17 protein-coding genes are annotated in these 15358 nt (G+C 36.1%); all 17 read right to left on the reverse strand.

Annotation, left to right across the window (positions count from 1 at the left end):
- Positions 1-102: 102 nt before the first annotated feature.
- A complete protein-coding gene (gene hepT / locus NSQ18_RS01570) occupies positions 103-1077 on the reverse strand; it encodes a heptaprenyl diphosphate synthase component II (protein WP_016836957.1) in 975 nt (324 codons plus the stop codon).
- Between the two features lie 14 nt (positions 1078-1091).
- Positions 1092-1796: a demethylmenaquinone methyltransferase gene (locus NSQ18_RS01575; RefSeq protein ID WP_339289565.1), complete on the reverse strand. Its 705-nt coding sequence runs from the start codon at positions 1794-1796 to the stop codon at positions 1092-1094.
- A 23-nt stretch (positions 1797-1819) separates the two neighbouring features.
- Positions 1820-2566 (reverse strand): heptaprenyl diphosphate synthase component 1, encoded by a 747-nt coding sequence (locus tag NSQ18_RS01580; RefSeq protein ID WP_016836955.1) that lies wholly within the window; start codon positions 2564-2566, stop codon positions 1820-1822.
- A gap of 69 nt (positions 2567-2635) precedes the next feature.
- The gene (mtrB, locus tag NSQ18_RS01585) at positions 2636-2857 is read right to left on the reverse strand and encodes a trp RNA-binding attenuation protein MtrB (protein ID WP_016836954.1); all 222 of its coding nucleotides are present in this window, start codon (positions 2855-2857) and stop codon (positions 2636-2638) included.
- 56 nt (positions 2858-2913) lie between these two features.
- Positions 2914-3483 (reverse strand): GTP cyclohydrolase I FolE, encoded by a 570-nt coding sequence (folE, locus tag NSQ18_RS01590; protein ID WP_339288721.1) that lies wholly within the window; start codon positions 3481-3483, stop codon positions 2914-2916.
- A 218-nt stretch (positions 3484-3701) separates the two neighbouring features.
- Entirely contained in the window at positions 3702-3974 is a 273-nt protein-coding gene (locus tag NSQ18_RS01595; RefSeq protein WP_016836952.1) for an HU family DNA-binding protein, read from the reverse strand.
- A gap of 204 nt (positions 3975-4178) precedes the next feature.
- Positions 4179-5657, reverse strand: a complete 1479-nt coding sequence (gene spoIVA, locus NSQ18_RS01600) for a stage IV sporulation protein A (RefSeq protein WP_026018953.1) — start codon at positions 5655-5657, stop codon at positions 4179-4181.
- 92 nt (positions 5658-5749) lie between these two features.
- Positions 5750-6475 carry a hypothetical protein gene (locus tag NSQ18_RS01605; protein ID WP_016836950.1) on the reverse strand — a complete coding sequence of 242 codons (726 nt, stop codon included), beginning with the start codon at positions 6473-6475 and terminating at the stop codon, positions 5750-5752.
- Positions 6476-6492: 17 nt separating this feature from the next.
- A complete protein-coding gene (locus NSQ18_RS01610; RefSeq protein WP_016836949.1) occupies positions 6493-6756 on the reverse strand; it encodes a DUF2768 domain-containing protein in 264 nt (87 codons plus the stop codon).
- A 185-nt stretch (positions 6757-6941) separates the two neighbouring features.
- Positions 6942-7955, reverse strand: coding sequence for an NAD(P)H-dependent glycerol-3-phosphate dehydrogenase (locus NSQ18_RS01615; protein WP_339288723.1), 1014 nt, complete (start codon positions 7953-7955; stop codon positions 6942-6944).
- A gap of 21 nt (positions 7956-7976) precedes the next feature.
- Positions 7977-9287: a ribosome biogenesis GTPase Der gene (der, locus tag NSQ18_RS01620; protein WP_016836947.1), complete on the reverse strand. Its 1311-nt coding sequence runs from the start codon at positions 9285-9287 to the stop codon at positions 7977-7979.
- Positions 9288-9418: 131 nt separating this feature from the next.
- On the reverse strand, positions 9419-10564 hold the full coding sequence (rpsA, locus tag NSQ18_RS01625) for a 30S ribosomal protein S1 (protein WP_016836946.1): 1146 nt from the start codon (positions 10562-10564) through the stop codon (positions 9419-9421).
- A gap of 125 nt (positions 10565-10689) precedes the next feature.
- On the reverse strand, positions 10690-11364 hold the full coding sequence (gene cmk, locus NSQ18_RS01630; protein WP_016836945.1) for a (d)CMP kinase: 675 nt from the start codon (positions 11362-11364) through the stop codon (positions 10690-10692).
- A gap of 152 nt (positions 11365-11516) precedes the next feature.
- Positions 11517-12170: a PilZ domain-containing protein gene (locus NSQ18_RS01635; RefSeq protein ID WP_016836944.1), complete on the reverse strand. Its 654-nt coding sequence runs from the start codon at positions 12168-12170 to the stop codon at positions 11517-11519.
- Between the two features lie 75 nt (positions 12171-12245).
- Positions 12246-13535, reverse strand: a complete 1290-nt coding sequence (locus tag NSQ18_RS01640) for a PepSY1/2 domain-containing protein (protein WP_016836943.1) — start codon at positions 13533-13535, stop codon at positions 12246-12248.
- A 12-nt stretch (positions 13536-13547) separates the two neighbouring features.
- On the reverse strand, positions 13548-14318 hold the full coding sequence (sleB, locus tag NSQ18_RS01645) for a spore cortex-lytic enzyme (protein WP_050988823.1): 771 nt from the start codon (positions 14316-14318) through the stop codon (positions 13548-13550).
- Between the two features lie 213 nt (positions 14319-14531).
- Complete coding sequence (gene prsW / locus NSQ18_RS01650) at positions 14532-15206, reverse strand: glutamic-type intramembrane protease PrsW (RefSeq protein WP_016836941.1); 675 nt, start codon at positions 15204-15206, stop codon at positions 14532-14534.
- Positions 15207-15358 lie beyond the last annotated feature (152 nt).

Below are 15358 nucleotides of genomic sequence, written 5' to 3' on the forward strand. Positions count from 1 at the left end.
AAACAACTCCTTAAATCTCAATTAAGCTTTATTACCTACCGCTAAATGTTACCAAAATCAAGCTCAAGCTTCAACTATCAATATTAGAAATAGATATATTTTTTAAAACTTACGTTTACCGATAAACAATGCAATATCTCTTAGTTTTTTCTTTGTTGGATGTTCTGGTAATTGCTCTACTTCTTTCATTGCTTTCGCTAAATATTGATCGCTTACTTTCAAGGCTTCTTGAATTGAATCAGAATTGCGTACAATTTGAAGCATTTCTAACCGTTCCTCTTCTGTCACAATTCCTTTTGAAGCCCGCTCAATAAATTGGATAATTTTGGGATGATCTTTCATGAGCAATATAGGCAAAGTAATGTTTCCCTGCAATAAATCACTGCCTGCAGGTTTTCCAAGTTGTTTATCCGTTGATACGAAATCCAACACGTCATCCACGATTTGATAACTCATACCCACATAATAACCGAATCTCTTTAACCGCATTGTAACAGCAGGATCAACATTTGCTACTACTGCTCCCACTTCACAACTGGATTCAATAAGAAGTGCCGTTTTTCTTTTTATTCGACGGAAATAATCTTTTAAGTTTTGATTTAGTCGAAACTTATCTTCAATTTGAATGACTTCACCATTACAAATTTCAACCATCGTTCTTGCTAAAATTTGATGCGCCTTCGGATCTTTAATTTGGGATACATATTGAATTGCTCTACCGAAAATAAAATTACCAGTATGCATTGCAACTCGATTGTTCCATTGAGAACGAACGGTAGGACGCCCTCTTCTCATATCGGAATGATCGATTACATCATCGTGGACAAGGGAACCCATATGAATTAATTCGAGAGGTACAGCAGCATATTTCATTCTGTCGATATTATAATGACCAAATTTTGCACTCATTAAAACAAAAAGTGGGCGAATTCTTTTTCCGCCCGCACGTAAAAGGTGGAGAGAGGCATCATTTAATACATGCGACGTTGAATAAAGTGCTTTTTCTAATTCATTTTCGATGATTTCTATATCCGGTTTTAAATCGGAATAGATCATTTTTAACTTCATCTTTTCCACTCGCGAACCTCTCCCTAAACTTCTTTCTTAAATCCCATATGCATTGCTGCTGCACCACCACTATAACTTTTGTATGTGACGTTTACAAAGCCAGCTTCTTCAAACATTTTTGCAAGCTTTTTCATCCCTGGGAAAGTGCTTGCGGATTCTTGTAACCATGAATACTCTTCATAACTTTTCGCAAAAATTTTCCCGAAAAGCGGCATAATATATCGGAAATAAAAACGAAACAATTGTTTATATCCAGGCATTTCTGGTTGAGAAGTATCTAAACAAACAGCCATCCCACCAGGTTTTAATACACGATGCATTTCCCTTAATACTTGCATATAATCCGGTACATTTCGTAAACCAAAACCGATTGTGACATAGTCAAAAGTGTTATCTTCAAAAGGTAGTTCCATTGCATTCCCATGTATTAACTCCACATGAGGATACGGCTTTACTTTCTCAGCTCCAACTTTTAGCATATTTTTGCTAAAATCAAGCCCTTTAACAACTCCATTTTCACCTGTTGCCTGTGCTAATGCAACTGTCCAATCAGCTGTGCCACAACAAACATCTAAACATGTAGATCCCGGTTTTACATTCATGCGTTTCATAATATCTTCACGCCATTTGACATGAAGCTTAAAACTAATCACCGAATTCATTTTGTCGTAGTTTTCGTAAATTTTCTCAAACACTTCATGGACGCGTTCTTCTTTGGATTTTTCCATCTTTTTCATAACCTTTCTTCACTCTATCTAATCAACCGTTCTGCAATATATTGTTTAAGTTCAGCTTTGATAGAAGAGATACGTAACAATTCTTGCAATTGTTGAATAAGAACATCCAATTTTTTCAGAAGGTATTGTTCAAAATTCAAATGATCAACGGGTACAAAGCTTTCTATCATTTTTTGTAAAAGGAGCGAACTATTACCTTCTCTATAGTTTAATAGTTCATTTTGTAATCGTAGAATCAATAAATTGATTTGCATTATATTTAAATATTGATCGTAATTGTAAAGTTGATAAAATCTGCTAATACATTCTGTTTCAATAACCGTTATACTATCTAACCAATCATCGATGGCGTATTGTCTCGGTTCATATACTCGAATTTCATGTTCAGATCTTAATACAACACTTTCAGAAAGTTGACGTATCAAAGAAATATTACCTGAATTTGCTAATATTTCATAATAACGACCACTGTAATAATCGCCGGACAGAACTGTTAGCTGCTGCTCTTTCGATGTTGCATCATACTCGTTGATGAGACCATGTTCCGCTAAAGATGCTTGTACAATTCCGACAGTAATGATTCCTTCATATTTTTCATCATCCCAATGGTCTCCATTAAAAAATGGCAACAGCATGTAAAATAATTGATTTTCATCCACCAATGGATTTCCAGTATATTTCAGAAGTGTTTTATGTTGCACATAACGATAAATATCCTTTTTTAATTGTTCAATATGGTTTTTTATATATGTTGCATCCATAGGTATTACTCCATTCCAATGTAAGCACAATCTACTGCACTTATTACAGTCGTCATCATAATGAGCGGTTTATTTTTTTGATTGGCTTTCAATGATTCCATGCGATGTATAGATTTTCGCTTTTCCACGAATTTTCATGGCCGACGTATGTTCAGTAAATTGAGCTATCATCACTTCTCCAGCATCTAATTTTTCTGAATGATGAAATTTTGTATCTTCACCACGAGTTAACCCAATTACATGTACGCCATCTTCTTCTGCTTCAATTACGACATAATCAGATTGGTTCATACTTCTCCCTCACATTTACATATTCTTTGTTATCATATCACAATCTATTTTGTTAATTAAGACATTTGAATAAATGAAATCACTTCTTGTCGTTTTATGTCATCTTCTTCATAAATTCCTCTTGCACATGAAGTCACTGTTTTTGTCCCAGGTTTTTTTAATCCTCTCATCGTCATACACATATGTTCAGCTTCAATCAATACAAAAACGCCTTGCGGTTCTAATTTTTCCATTAAAATATCTGCAATGGTTGTTGTAATTCGTTCTTGTAATTGAGGCCTGTGACTTACGGATTCCACTAATCGACCGATTTTGCTTAAACCAGCAACTCGGCCATCTTGAGGTATGTATGCAACATGAGCTTTCCCGTAAAATGGAACTAAGTGATGTTCACACATCGAATAAAAAGGAATATCCTTCACAAGAACTAGCTCATCATGGTTTTCATGGAAGACCGTTTCAAAATAACTTCGCGGATCTTCATTAAGCCCTTTAAACATTTCTTCATACATTTTTGAAACGCGTTTTGGTGTATCGATGAGTCCTTCACGATTAACGTCTTCACCTACGGCCTCTAAAATCATTTTTACAGCTTCTTCTATTTTTTTTAAATCAATATTTGACATATATGTTCCTCCTAAATCGACAAAGCACAACACTGTCAAAATGAATCGTAGCACATACAGACGTGAATCGCAAAAGGCTTTCACTCAAATTGTACTCTATATGTGTTGCTTTTTTGCTCCAATGGTAGAATTGATTTATCTTTCATTAATATTATAATATGTAAAAAGAGCAGTCATCATATTCATGACGACTGCTCTATGTAATTTTAAAGAAGCTATTATTTTACAGCTTCTTTAAGTGCTTTTCCTGGTTTAAATGCTGGCACTTTGCTTGCAGCAATTTCAATTTCTTCCCCAGTTTGAGGGTTACGACCTTTACGTGCAGCACGTTCACGAACTTCGAAGTTTCCAAAACCGATTAATTGCACTTTGTCACCCTTTGCAAGAGTGTTTTGAATTGTATCAAATACTGCATCTACTGCTTTAGAAGCATCTTTCTTAGAAAGACCTGCAGCTTCAGCAACAGAGTTTACTAATTCTGTTTTGTTCACACTGTTCACCTCCTCTCAAAGGGTTAAAAAAGCTAAATCATGTAAAAAGAGTAACATATAGAAATAAGCGGTGCAACTGTATTTATTCATGTTTGTCCAAGAAAAATTGAGTTTTTGGCACTTTGGATAATGAAAAGGACTTTTCGTCTATATGACAAAAAGTCCTTCTAATAAAATTCCATTATTTTTATTATCTCACTTTTTTTAAATAATAAACGTAATGAGTCCTTTTTCTCCTTCATTCACCATTCTTTCAATTGTTTGACGCATTCTTTTCTTTGCACTTGGCGGCACAGCATTCATTTTGAATCGAATTCCTTCCGTCAACACTTCATGCAGTGGCGTTCCAAACAATTGTGTTTGCCATAACGCTTCTCGATCATGTTTATATGCATACTGCAAGTCTTTCAATAACTGTTGGCTGTGGAACTCTGACCCAATTAATGGCGAGAACTCAGATTCCATATCGACACGTATGATATGGTAAGATGGAGCTTTCGCCTTCATGCGAACACCGTAGAAATTATTTTGTTTAATTATTTCTGGCTCACTTGGCTCAAACTCTTCCATCGTCGGAAGCGTTACACCATAGCCATTGATTGTCGCTTCTTCAATCGCATCTCGGAAGCGTTTTTGTGCTTTTTTCGCTTCTTGTGCCTCTTTAATGAAGAGCAGCCAATCTTTTTTCGTGTCTATCGGCGCATCTAAAAATTCATTGCAAACCGCCTTATAAATTTCCGGTTTTAATGTGATACGCACCGTTGCCACACCAAGTCCTGCATCAACTCTTTCAATCTCGCAGCTTTCAATAAAATCAATTTCTCTTAAATCTTCTACTGCATTATGGACATCGCGAATTTTCGTTACAGAATTCAGCACATTTCCAACTGCTTCTGAAAGCGTTGCATTGACGTGGTGAGTCGGTTCTAATACATCAAGCCAATCAGGTTTTTCCACTTCAATATCTTCCACAGGGAATTCATACAGAGCTTCTTCTAAAATAAACTCCATATCATTTAACGTCATTTGATCAATAGCTATTGCAATGACAGGAACGTTATAACGGGAGAGCAATTCATTACGCAACTTTTGCGTATTTTGATTGTTTGGATATTGGCTGTTTAAAATGATGACGAATGGCTTACCGATTTCCTGCAATTGTTCAACAATTTGTTCTTCCGCCACTTGTGCAGCTTCTCGTGAAATCCCATTAACAGTGCCGTCTGTCGTTACAACTACACCGATGTTTGCATGGTCGCGGATCACCTTATCTGTTCCGATTCGAGCTGCTTCTTGGAATGGAATAGCTTCAGTGTTCCATGGTGTGTGCACATACTTTGGTCCATTTTCATCTTCATACCCTTTTACCCCATCAATGACATAACCAACACAATCAGCAAAACGAATCCGGAAAGGTATTTCACTTTCCCCAATACAAATTTCTGTACCATGAGCAGGAACAAATTTTGGTTCTGCAGTCATAATGACTGGGCCAGGTGAACTTTGTGGTAGCTCGTCCAGTGCTCTTTTCCGTTCTTCTTCATCCACGATGTTTGGTAGGACGATTGACTCCATCATTTTTTTCACAAAAGTGGACTTACCAACCCTCACAGGCCCTACAACCCCAATATATACATCACCATTTGTTCTTTCTGCTATTTGTTGAAAGATTTGTTCGCCTATTGTAGTTCCTCCTTTACGTACTTCAATCTATGAATTATATACTTAAAATATGAAAAACCTTGCACGAAAAGTCGTACAAGGCTTAAATTTTTTTATTTTTTTATTGGATCAAACATAAATACCGGTTCATTATTCTCGTTCACAGTATATGGCAGTGAATAGGCCGGTACTACTGGATAAGCTTCCACAAGCAACATACGAATATCTTCTCCTGGCTCAGGTTTCAAATGATTTTCTCTTATAAACTGAGCTAAATCGATGGAGTAGTCTACATAGGCTTGTCCTTCTGTTGAAGCAACTAATGGTAAATGATTATTCGAATATGGACTTGGCACAGTTAGTTCTTTAGCAAAGCCTAATTTCTTAAAATCTATTGAATATACATAATCCGCAATTCTGTCTTTATAAGGCATGTATTTTGTTGAGAGAAGACGAATATTTAAATCTCGAATCGTTTCTGCTGAACGTAAGTCTACTAATTTTACAGTTGGATTGTTTTCCGGGTCCCAAATAATATATTGGAATATGCCACCTTTTTCGTAGGAATTCCCTGGGATATTCGCTAAATATTTTGGAACCAATTTCGAGAAATCGATGGGATATTTAATAAATATATCTGTATCCATATCTTTATTTTTTATCGGCAGCACACCTGTTTCCGCTCGATATTGATCGATGGCATTTTGCACAGCAATCAGTTGAGCTTCATCAGGTATTTGATTCTCAACACGTTCTTCCTGTGGAAACAAACATCCAGATAGTAAAAGGGATGTCGAGAGTAATAGTATGAAAAAAATGAATTTCCGTTTCTGTTTCATGATTTTCACCCCTTTGTTTATGATGGCCACGTAAAGATTACTAAAACCATTAATAATGTGCCAAATATAAAAATAATAAATGCAATCAGTCTAATGAAAAAGGATAATATAGCATTATTCACCCATTTGCGAGCTGCTGTTATCATAAGAATCGATAAAATCATTGCGGCTATCGAGTAAAAGGAAACCCACATGACATCCATCGGGTGCATGTTCGCTAATGGACCACGTGCAGCACCAAGTACGAATTTATCTATATCCATTAATAACGGATGACTCATTGCAATTCCTCCTTTCAAGAAGCGGTATGTATACAAATTTGCCTATGATATGGCACAAAACACACTGACGCACATGCGTTCGTTTTCATTGCACATGAACGGGTATTATTTGTAGTTCCCGATACTCAACTCGACTTTGAATTCTTTCATACCCGCTCATTGATGCAACGAAAATGCTTGTCCTTTTATTGTAAATAATCGATTTCTCTTTTCTTTAAGCGATTCATTAACTCATCAACAGCATCTTTCGGTTCTTTTTCATTAAATAATACTTCAAACAATGCAGTTGTAATTGGCATCGGAACATCGTATTTTTTTGCAAGCTGGTAAGCAGCTTTTGTCGTGCGAACTCCTTCAACGACCATACCCATGCTCTCTAATACTTCACCCAGCTTCATGCCCTTTCCAAGCATGTTTCCCGCTTTCCAGTTACGCGAATGAACGCTCGTACAAGTAACGATCAAATCGCCCATACCAGTTAATCCTGCAAAGGTGAAGGGATTGCCTCCCATTCGCACACCTAAACGAGCAATTTCCGCAAGTCCTCGGGTAATTAATGCTGCCTTTGCATTGTCCCCATAGTTTAGGCCATCGGAAATCCCTGCTGCTAAGGCAATTACATTTTTCAATGCACCGCCTAGTTCAACGCCGATTACATCGGTATTTGTATAGACACGGAAATACTGGTTCATAAATAAATCTTGTATTTTTTCAGCGGAACGGAGATTTGTACAAGCAGCAGTAATCGTTGTTGGATGATGCAACACCACTTCCTCCGCATGGCTAGGACCTGATAATACGACGATATCTTCAATCACATGCGGGGATAGAGACTCCTCTAAAATTTCTGAGATGCGTTTTAAAGAATCTGGTTCTATCCCTTTTGATACGTGCACAATTAATACTTTTCTATTTAAATAATTCATAATGTTTTCTGCTACTTCACGAATCGCTTTTGTCGGCACCGCAAAAATGATGATATCTCCATGTTCTGCCGCTTCTTTCAAATCACTTGTTGCCCTTAAATTTTCAGGTAGTTGTATATTCGAAACATATTTTTCATTCGTATGTTGTTCATTTATTTCTTTCGCTTGCTCATGTCGGTGGCTCCAAATTAATGTATCGTGTCCATTTTCAGCCAACACCATTGCTAAGGCAGTTCCCCATGAACCTGCTCCTAACACTGTTACCTTTTTCATTTTTATTTATCCCTCACTCTTTTACTCACGTGCCCGTGGTATGATACGTATCGGCGTTCCCTCAAAATCAAAGGTTTCACGAATGCGGTTTTCCAAAAATCGAAGATAAGAGAAATGCATGAGTTCTGGATCGTTTACGAAAGTGATAAATGTAGGTGGCTTAACAGATACTTGTGTCGTGTAATAAATGCGTAAACGTTTTCCTTTATCTGTAGGGGCTGGGTTTCTTGCAATAGCATCTTCAATTACATCATTTAATAAAGAAGATTGAATGCGCATTGCATGGTTTTCACTTACCCGCTTCACTAATGGTAAAATTTGACTCAACCTTTGTTTCGTTTTAGCAGAAACAAACACAATCGGAGCATAATCCAAAAATAAAAATTGATCGCGAATCGTTTGGGTAAATTCATTCATTGTTCGTTCATTTTTTTCAATGGCATCCCATTTGTTCACGACAATGACGATACCTTTACCCGCTTCATGAGCATACCCTGCAATTTTCTTATCCTGCTCTTGTATTCCCTCTTCTGCATTTAATACGACAAGCACCACATCTGAACGTTCAATCGCTCTTAATGCTCTTAATACGGAATATTTTTCTGTGCTTTCATATATTTTCCCTTTTTTCCGCATTCCAGCCGTATCGATAATGACAAAATCTTGTCCGTCATACGTATAAGGAGAGTCGATTGCATCTCGAGTAGTTCCAGCGATATCACTAACGATTACCCGCTCTTCTCCGAGAATTGCATTTACTAATGAAGATTTTCCTACATTTGGTCTACCAATTAATGAAAACTTAATGACATCGTCTGAATATTCATCTTCATATTCTTTAGGGAAATATTTTGCACATTCATCCAATAAATCCCCAATCCCTAATCCATGCGAACCGGAAATTGGAATCGGCTCCCCAAAGCCTAAAGAATAAAAATCATATATTAATTCACGCATGTCTGGGTTATCAATTTTATTGACTGCCAGTACAACTGGTTTTTTTGTTTTATAAAGCATTTTTGCGATTTGCTCATCTTGAAGAGTTACTCCTTCTCGACCGTTCGTCATAAAAATAATCACATCGGCCTCTTCCATGGCAATTTGTGCTTGGGCACGAATTTGTTCTAAAAATGGTTCATCTCCAAGATCAATTCCACCTGTATCAATAATATTAAATTCATGGTTTAACCAATCTGCCGAACTGTAGATGCGATCTCGGGTCACCCCAGGTATATCTTCCACAATGGAAATGCGTTCACCAACAATTCGGTTGAAAATTGTTGATTTTCCTACATTCGGACGACCTACGATGGCGATTACTGGTTTTGTCATCTGTCCTTCATCCTTCCAAATTCTTATCCTTTGTATTATACACGATATCCAATTATATATCATTTTTTGACATAAATGGACATAAAAAAAGCGCACTCCTTAAAGCACGCAATTTTTATTCGAAATAAAATTTATTGATCTGTAAATTTTTTCAATTGTTCCCCTATTACATCACTAATGGAGAATCCTGTTGTCTCTTCTGGTAATTGATAATCAAATTCTTCTTGATGCTTTGGGTTTTCTTCAAGTTCTTTCATGCTTAGTGATAAGCGCTTTTCTTGCTCATTAACATCAAGCACTTTCACTTGAACCTCTTGACCTTCTTTCAACACTTCGTGAGGGGTATTGATGTGTTTATGAGAAATTTGTGAAATATGAACTAATCCTTCAACACCTGGGAACACTTCAACAAAGGCACCGAAGGACACTAAACGCTTCACCGTACCAGTCAATACTTGACCTTTTGAAACACGTTCTGCAATGTTTGCCCATGGACCAGGTAATGTCTCTTTAATGGATAGAGAAATTCTTTCATTTTCCGGGTCAACAGATAAAACTTTTACTTTCACTTCTTGCCCTTCTTGAAGAACTGTGTTAATATCATCTACATGTTCATGGGCTACTTGTGAAATGTGCACAAGCCCGTCAACGCCACCTATGTCAACGAAGGCACCAAATGGAGCTAATCGTTGAACTTTACCATTTAATACGTCTCCTGGCTTTAGGCTCTCTAGCAATTCTTTCTTTTTATTTGCTTTTTCTTCTTCTACAACTGCACGGTGAGATAAAATTAATCTTCCTTTTTCTTTATCTAACTCTGTAATTTTGAATGTTAGCGTTTTACCTTTGTAATCTTCAAAGTCTTCTACGAAATAATCTTCTACTAAAGATGCTGGTACAAATCCTCGTACTCCTAAATCAACTACTAAACCGCCTTTTACAACATCTTTTACTTCTGCTTCAAAAACTTCTCCCTTTTTGTATAGCTCTTCTAATTTATCCCAAGCTTTTAAAGCATCTACTTTACGTTTCGATAAAACAAAGTTTTCTTCTTCTACTTTCGTGATCATTAATTCTAGCTCATCGCCAACAGACACCACATCGGATGCTTTTTCAATGTGCAAACTAGAAAGTTCACTAATTGGTACAATCCCATCAAATGGTGCACCTTCTATTGTAACGGTTACTGCTTTGTCTTCAACTTTTGCAGCAGTCCCTTTTACAATGTCTCCTTCACGAAATTCTTGGCCAACTCCTAAGTTCATTTCCTCGGACATATGTAACCCTCCTTCGCATCTTACAATATCTATTTTATTAGAAATTGCATTTAAACACAAAATTTTTTCCTTATAGTTTAAATATTTCCTTTTTTATGAATAAAATACGCGAAAAGAAACGATTATTATTCCATCTTTTCTTTCGCTAAATGTAAAATTTTTTCTGCAACTTCTTCAATTGATAAGTGAGTAGTGTCTAAATAAATGGCATCTTCCGCTTGAACTAATGGCGATATTTTACGTTCCATATCTTGCTGATCGCGAAGCGCTATTTCCTCTTTTAGCTGTTCATAGTCAGAAGGAATGCCTCGTTTTTTATTATCAAGCAATCTTCGTTTTGCTCTTTCTTCAACAGAGGCAGACATAAAAATTTTCAATTCAGCTTCTTTTAATACATGAGTACCTATATCTCGTCCATCCATGACAACTGCGCCGTCTTTTGCTAATTGTTTTTGTTTAGCTACGAGGATTTCACGAACTTTTGCAAGAGAAGCAACTTGCGGAACATTCGCTGTTACTTCATTGGAACGAATTTTTTTTGTCACATCCTCTCCATCTAAGAAAACTAGTTGTCCATTTGGAGATGGCTTTAAGTCGATTTTAGTCTTTAGCAACATTTCTTCTAGTTTTTTTTCATCATTTAATTGTATGTTTTCTTTTAACGCTTTATACGTAACAGCTCGATACATCGCTCCAGTATCAATGTAAGTGAATCCTAATTGTTCTGCCACGATTTTTGCAATTGTACTTTTTCCTGCACCAGCAGGTCCATCGATGGCTATTTGTATGTTTTTTCCCATGACAATCCCTACTTTCCTTCAACATTGTAACATAAACAAAGTTTTTTACTTTTACTATTTTCATAGTTTGTGTAAATAAAAACAACTAGTTTGTATTACATATTGTTGTCGAATCCTTTATTTTTATCCATAAAAAAAGCCTCCAATATCGTTTATTGGAGGTCCTTTGTCTCCTTACGCAGCATCACTTGGCGTTCAAAACAGAATCGAAGAATGAATTGTTTATCTAGTTCGTCCGTATCGATAAATTGAAGAGATGCAAGCGTTTGGTCATTCTTTTCAAATATACGAACCACTTCTGCATCCGTTTGAATGTATTGAATTTCTCCAGATTTATAAGGCAATACAATCGTTAGTTTGACCTTATCTCCCTCTGAAAATGGAGGGGATATAGGCACTTTGATAGCGGCTCCACCTGCGCTAATATCATCCGTTACGTATTGATAAAATTGATTTAAATGCTCTACTGCAACGTCTACAGGTGTTTTTACTCGAACAAATTCCCTTCTTTGGATTTTGATGAATTCATCATCTGGAGGACAAGAAAGCATTATCATAGGAATTCGATCCATTTTACGACCGACAACTTCCGTTTGAAATGCATAGTTGATATCATCATCGTTTCGAAAAATTGCACGAAACTGGGAACCGTCAACTAGATAAACTGTTCTATCCGTTTTCGTATCTACGGGATAAGTGATAAAAATGATATTGTCTTTCTTTTCCATTACTTTACATTTAAATCTTTCAACTTTTTCTGATGACGTTGGTTCCAATGTGAGAACTGTCCCAATCTTAATATCCATACTTACTCGCCTCGCACAATAATTGTAATTTTATTATTGCACGAATTAAGGCGAATTTCTAGAGCATTTTGATAATTATGGTAATTGTTCCACTTTTATGACATCATGATTTTCCGTATCCACAACAACTCGATATGTTTGATTGATATTGTCTGAAAAACGAGCAATTACTTCATAACATAATCTTAATTCATATGCTTCATTTTCTGTGTAGATAAACCGCTCTTCTTCCACTACTGTATTTGGTCGGAAGAATTGTTTCCAATCGATCGGTACCACTGGCTGGTTTTCATTAATGTTTTCTCTTTGTACATATTCCATTGCATTTAGCCCTAATAACTCACCGCTATCTTTAGAAACTTTTAATTGTACTCCATCAGGATACACAAACGCATTATGCTTGCCAGCCACTCGAGCAAGATGAATATGCCAAGCTTCATGGTTTTCTCGCATTTCAACTAACGCTAAATCATCATATCCAGCTCGGTCTATAAATTGTTGTACTAACTCCTTCACTTTTTCTTGTGTAATATTTTTGTCTGGCTGTACCGGACGTTCAGATAAGAAGGAAATTAAATGGCCACCTTTTACAGTAATGTCCGCATATCCGACCCGACTACCCTTTACAAATTGAATGTGATAAAACGGATAAGGTGCATCATCTTTACTTTTCGATACAGTATACGTAGCATCTTCAATTCCAGGAACTAGTTTCTCTAATACTTGAATTGCTTCGTCCTTCGTAATTTCACGATCTCTTATATGTTTTAAGTCTCTTTTCTTTAGCCAATCAGATTCACTCGTTGTTAATGGGAAGTCCTTTTCCGTGTAAGTTTTTAAGTTTGATGCGAGGTTTTTAAATGGTGATTCTTCAAGCTCTGTTTTTGCAACTTGTTGCCATTTATCAAAGTTCCCATCATTCTCATAAAATTGAGCTGTTGCAACAGCCCATTCATCTGTTAGTTGCTCTAAATTTTTGTTTACAACTTTCATTTTGGATTGCCAAGTTTCATAATCACCATTTGTCGAAGCTCTTTTTGCTTCATCTCCTATTTTCCCAATATATCGTAGCCATTGATTTGCTACGTCAGGATTTAAAGGCAACCCACTAATAGATGAACGTAATTCATTACTAGTACGCCAAATATTATCAAGTTCATTTTGTAACGCCTTCTCATCCTGGAACAATAGGGATTGAGCTACAGACCGTTGCAAATAGGATAATTTTTCGCTGGCATTGGATAATGAGTTTGTATATTGAGCATGAATAGCTTGTTGTAATTGTTTATTATCTTCTTTGACATCAAAAGCATATAATCCTAGTGCGATAACAGCAATGGAAAGTAAGTAAACTGCACTTTTCATATTGTCGCTCCTTTAATAGCAAAAGATATGTTGACCAATTTGTTTAATTTGAGGTCTTGACCAAATCCATTTGCTTGTAGCTGTATTAGGATTGAAATAATAAAGAGCATTTTCAGATGGATCCCATCCGCTCATTGCATCAAGTACTGCCTGTTTTGCTCTTTCATTTGGCGTTAACCAAATTTGTCCGTCAGCTACTGCTGTAAATGCACCTGGTTGGAAAATGATCTCTGAGATGGTATTCGGGAAATCTGGAGATTCAAGTCGATTTAGAATTACTGCTGCCACTGCAACTTGCCCTTCGTACGGTTCTCCTCTTGCCTCACCATAAACTGCATTCGCCATTAGTTGTAAATCTTGTTCTGTAAATTTCGGAGGTAGTTGATAACTTGTACTTCCTGATGATCCTTTGTTGCCTTTTACTTGTTGGTTCAGAGGAATTCCACCATAATAAGTAAAATCTCTACCTGCATTGATTTGAGCATGAACCCATTCACGATCAAAATCACTGTTGTTAACAAGTACTCTTTTTGTTTGTGCTCCTGCAATGCCGTCCACTTTCAAGCCATAACTTTCTTGGAAGTTTCGTAAAGCCCAATAAGTACCATAGCCAAATTTCCCATCAATTTTTCCATGATAGAATCCTAAGTATTGTAATCTTGCTTGTAACTCAATCACATCATCACCGAAGGCTCCCCGTTCTAAAACTTGGTTAGAAAAAGCGAATGATTCTTCAGGCTTCATGACAGTAAATGTACCGATTGTGGTCATTAATATGAGCATTGAGATCAGAAGTTTTCTTACCATATATTTCACTCCTTTTTCATAGCATGTTAAATTTAGCATCATTTATGCACATTCGAATGAAAAAATGGTCGAATCAACAATCGAAACGACCATTCAGGAGTTATTATGTACAGTGAATGAAATTTTATTGTTATTTTCAAATAAAATAAAAAATGACCTAAAAAGCAATCTCATTCCTTTTAGGTCATGCTAAATTTTATTTTGTTCTATTAAATGCTTAATTAAATGCTCGTGAGCTAACTTCACTTTCCTTAACGCAAACCACCATAAAAATAACATAAATGGTGCGATTAAATAAACCCAATAATCTTCAAACATCAAAATAGAGTTATAGGCAAAATGCAATAGAAGCGGCGCTCCAATAGAAAGAACTAAGTATTCCATTGAACGATTATTCTTTGTGAATTTACTTTTCCCAAAATAATAGCCCATCACCACACCAAATAATGCGTGACTTGATACAGGTAGTAATGCACGCATAAATGCCGTATCTATTCCAAATGTCAACAAATAAAGGAGATTTTCCATTGTGGCAAACCCAAGCGAAGCAGCTGCTCCATACAAAATTCCATCATATGGATCGTCAAATTCAACATGGCGATAAATAAATGCAAAAATAATGAACCATTTAAAAAATTCTTCCATAGTACTTGAGAAAACAACATTGAGGAGAAATGGATTTGTAATTAATTGTTCTTCCTGCAAGACATATTGAATGAACATAATAGGGAAAGTAATTAATAGTCCAAAAATAAATGTTCGAAAAAGTGTTTTTCGAGGTTCAGTCGCCATTTGATTTCGCAAATAAAAGTAGCTAAATAATGCTAATCCTGGAGCAATCGCTGCAGAGAGTAAAATAAACAATATCGACGCTCCCTTCCTTATACATAATATTTTATAGTATTACCTACCTTTTTTAAAGTTTAGGACCATAAAATTTCTAACAATAAATAAAGCGACGATTATCCGTCGCGAAAACCTCACGAAATCAAAAATTTTTTTAAAACCCCTTTTTT

The organism is Ureibacillus sp. FSL K6-0786, from assembly GCF_037965165.1.
Classification (GTDB): domain Bacteria; phylum Bacillota; class Bacilli; order Bacillales_A; family Planococcaceae; genus Ureibacillus; species Ureibacillus thermosphaericus.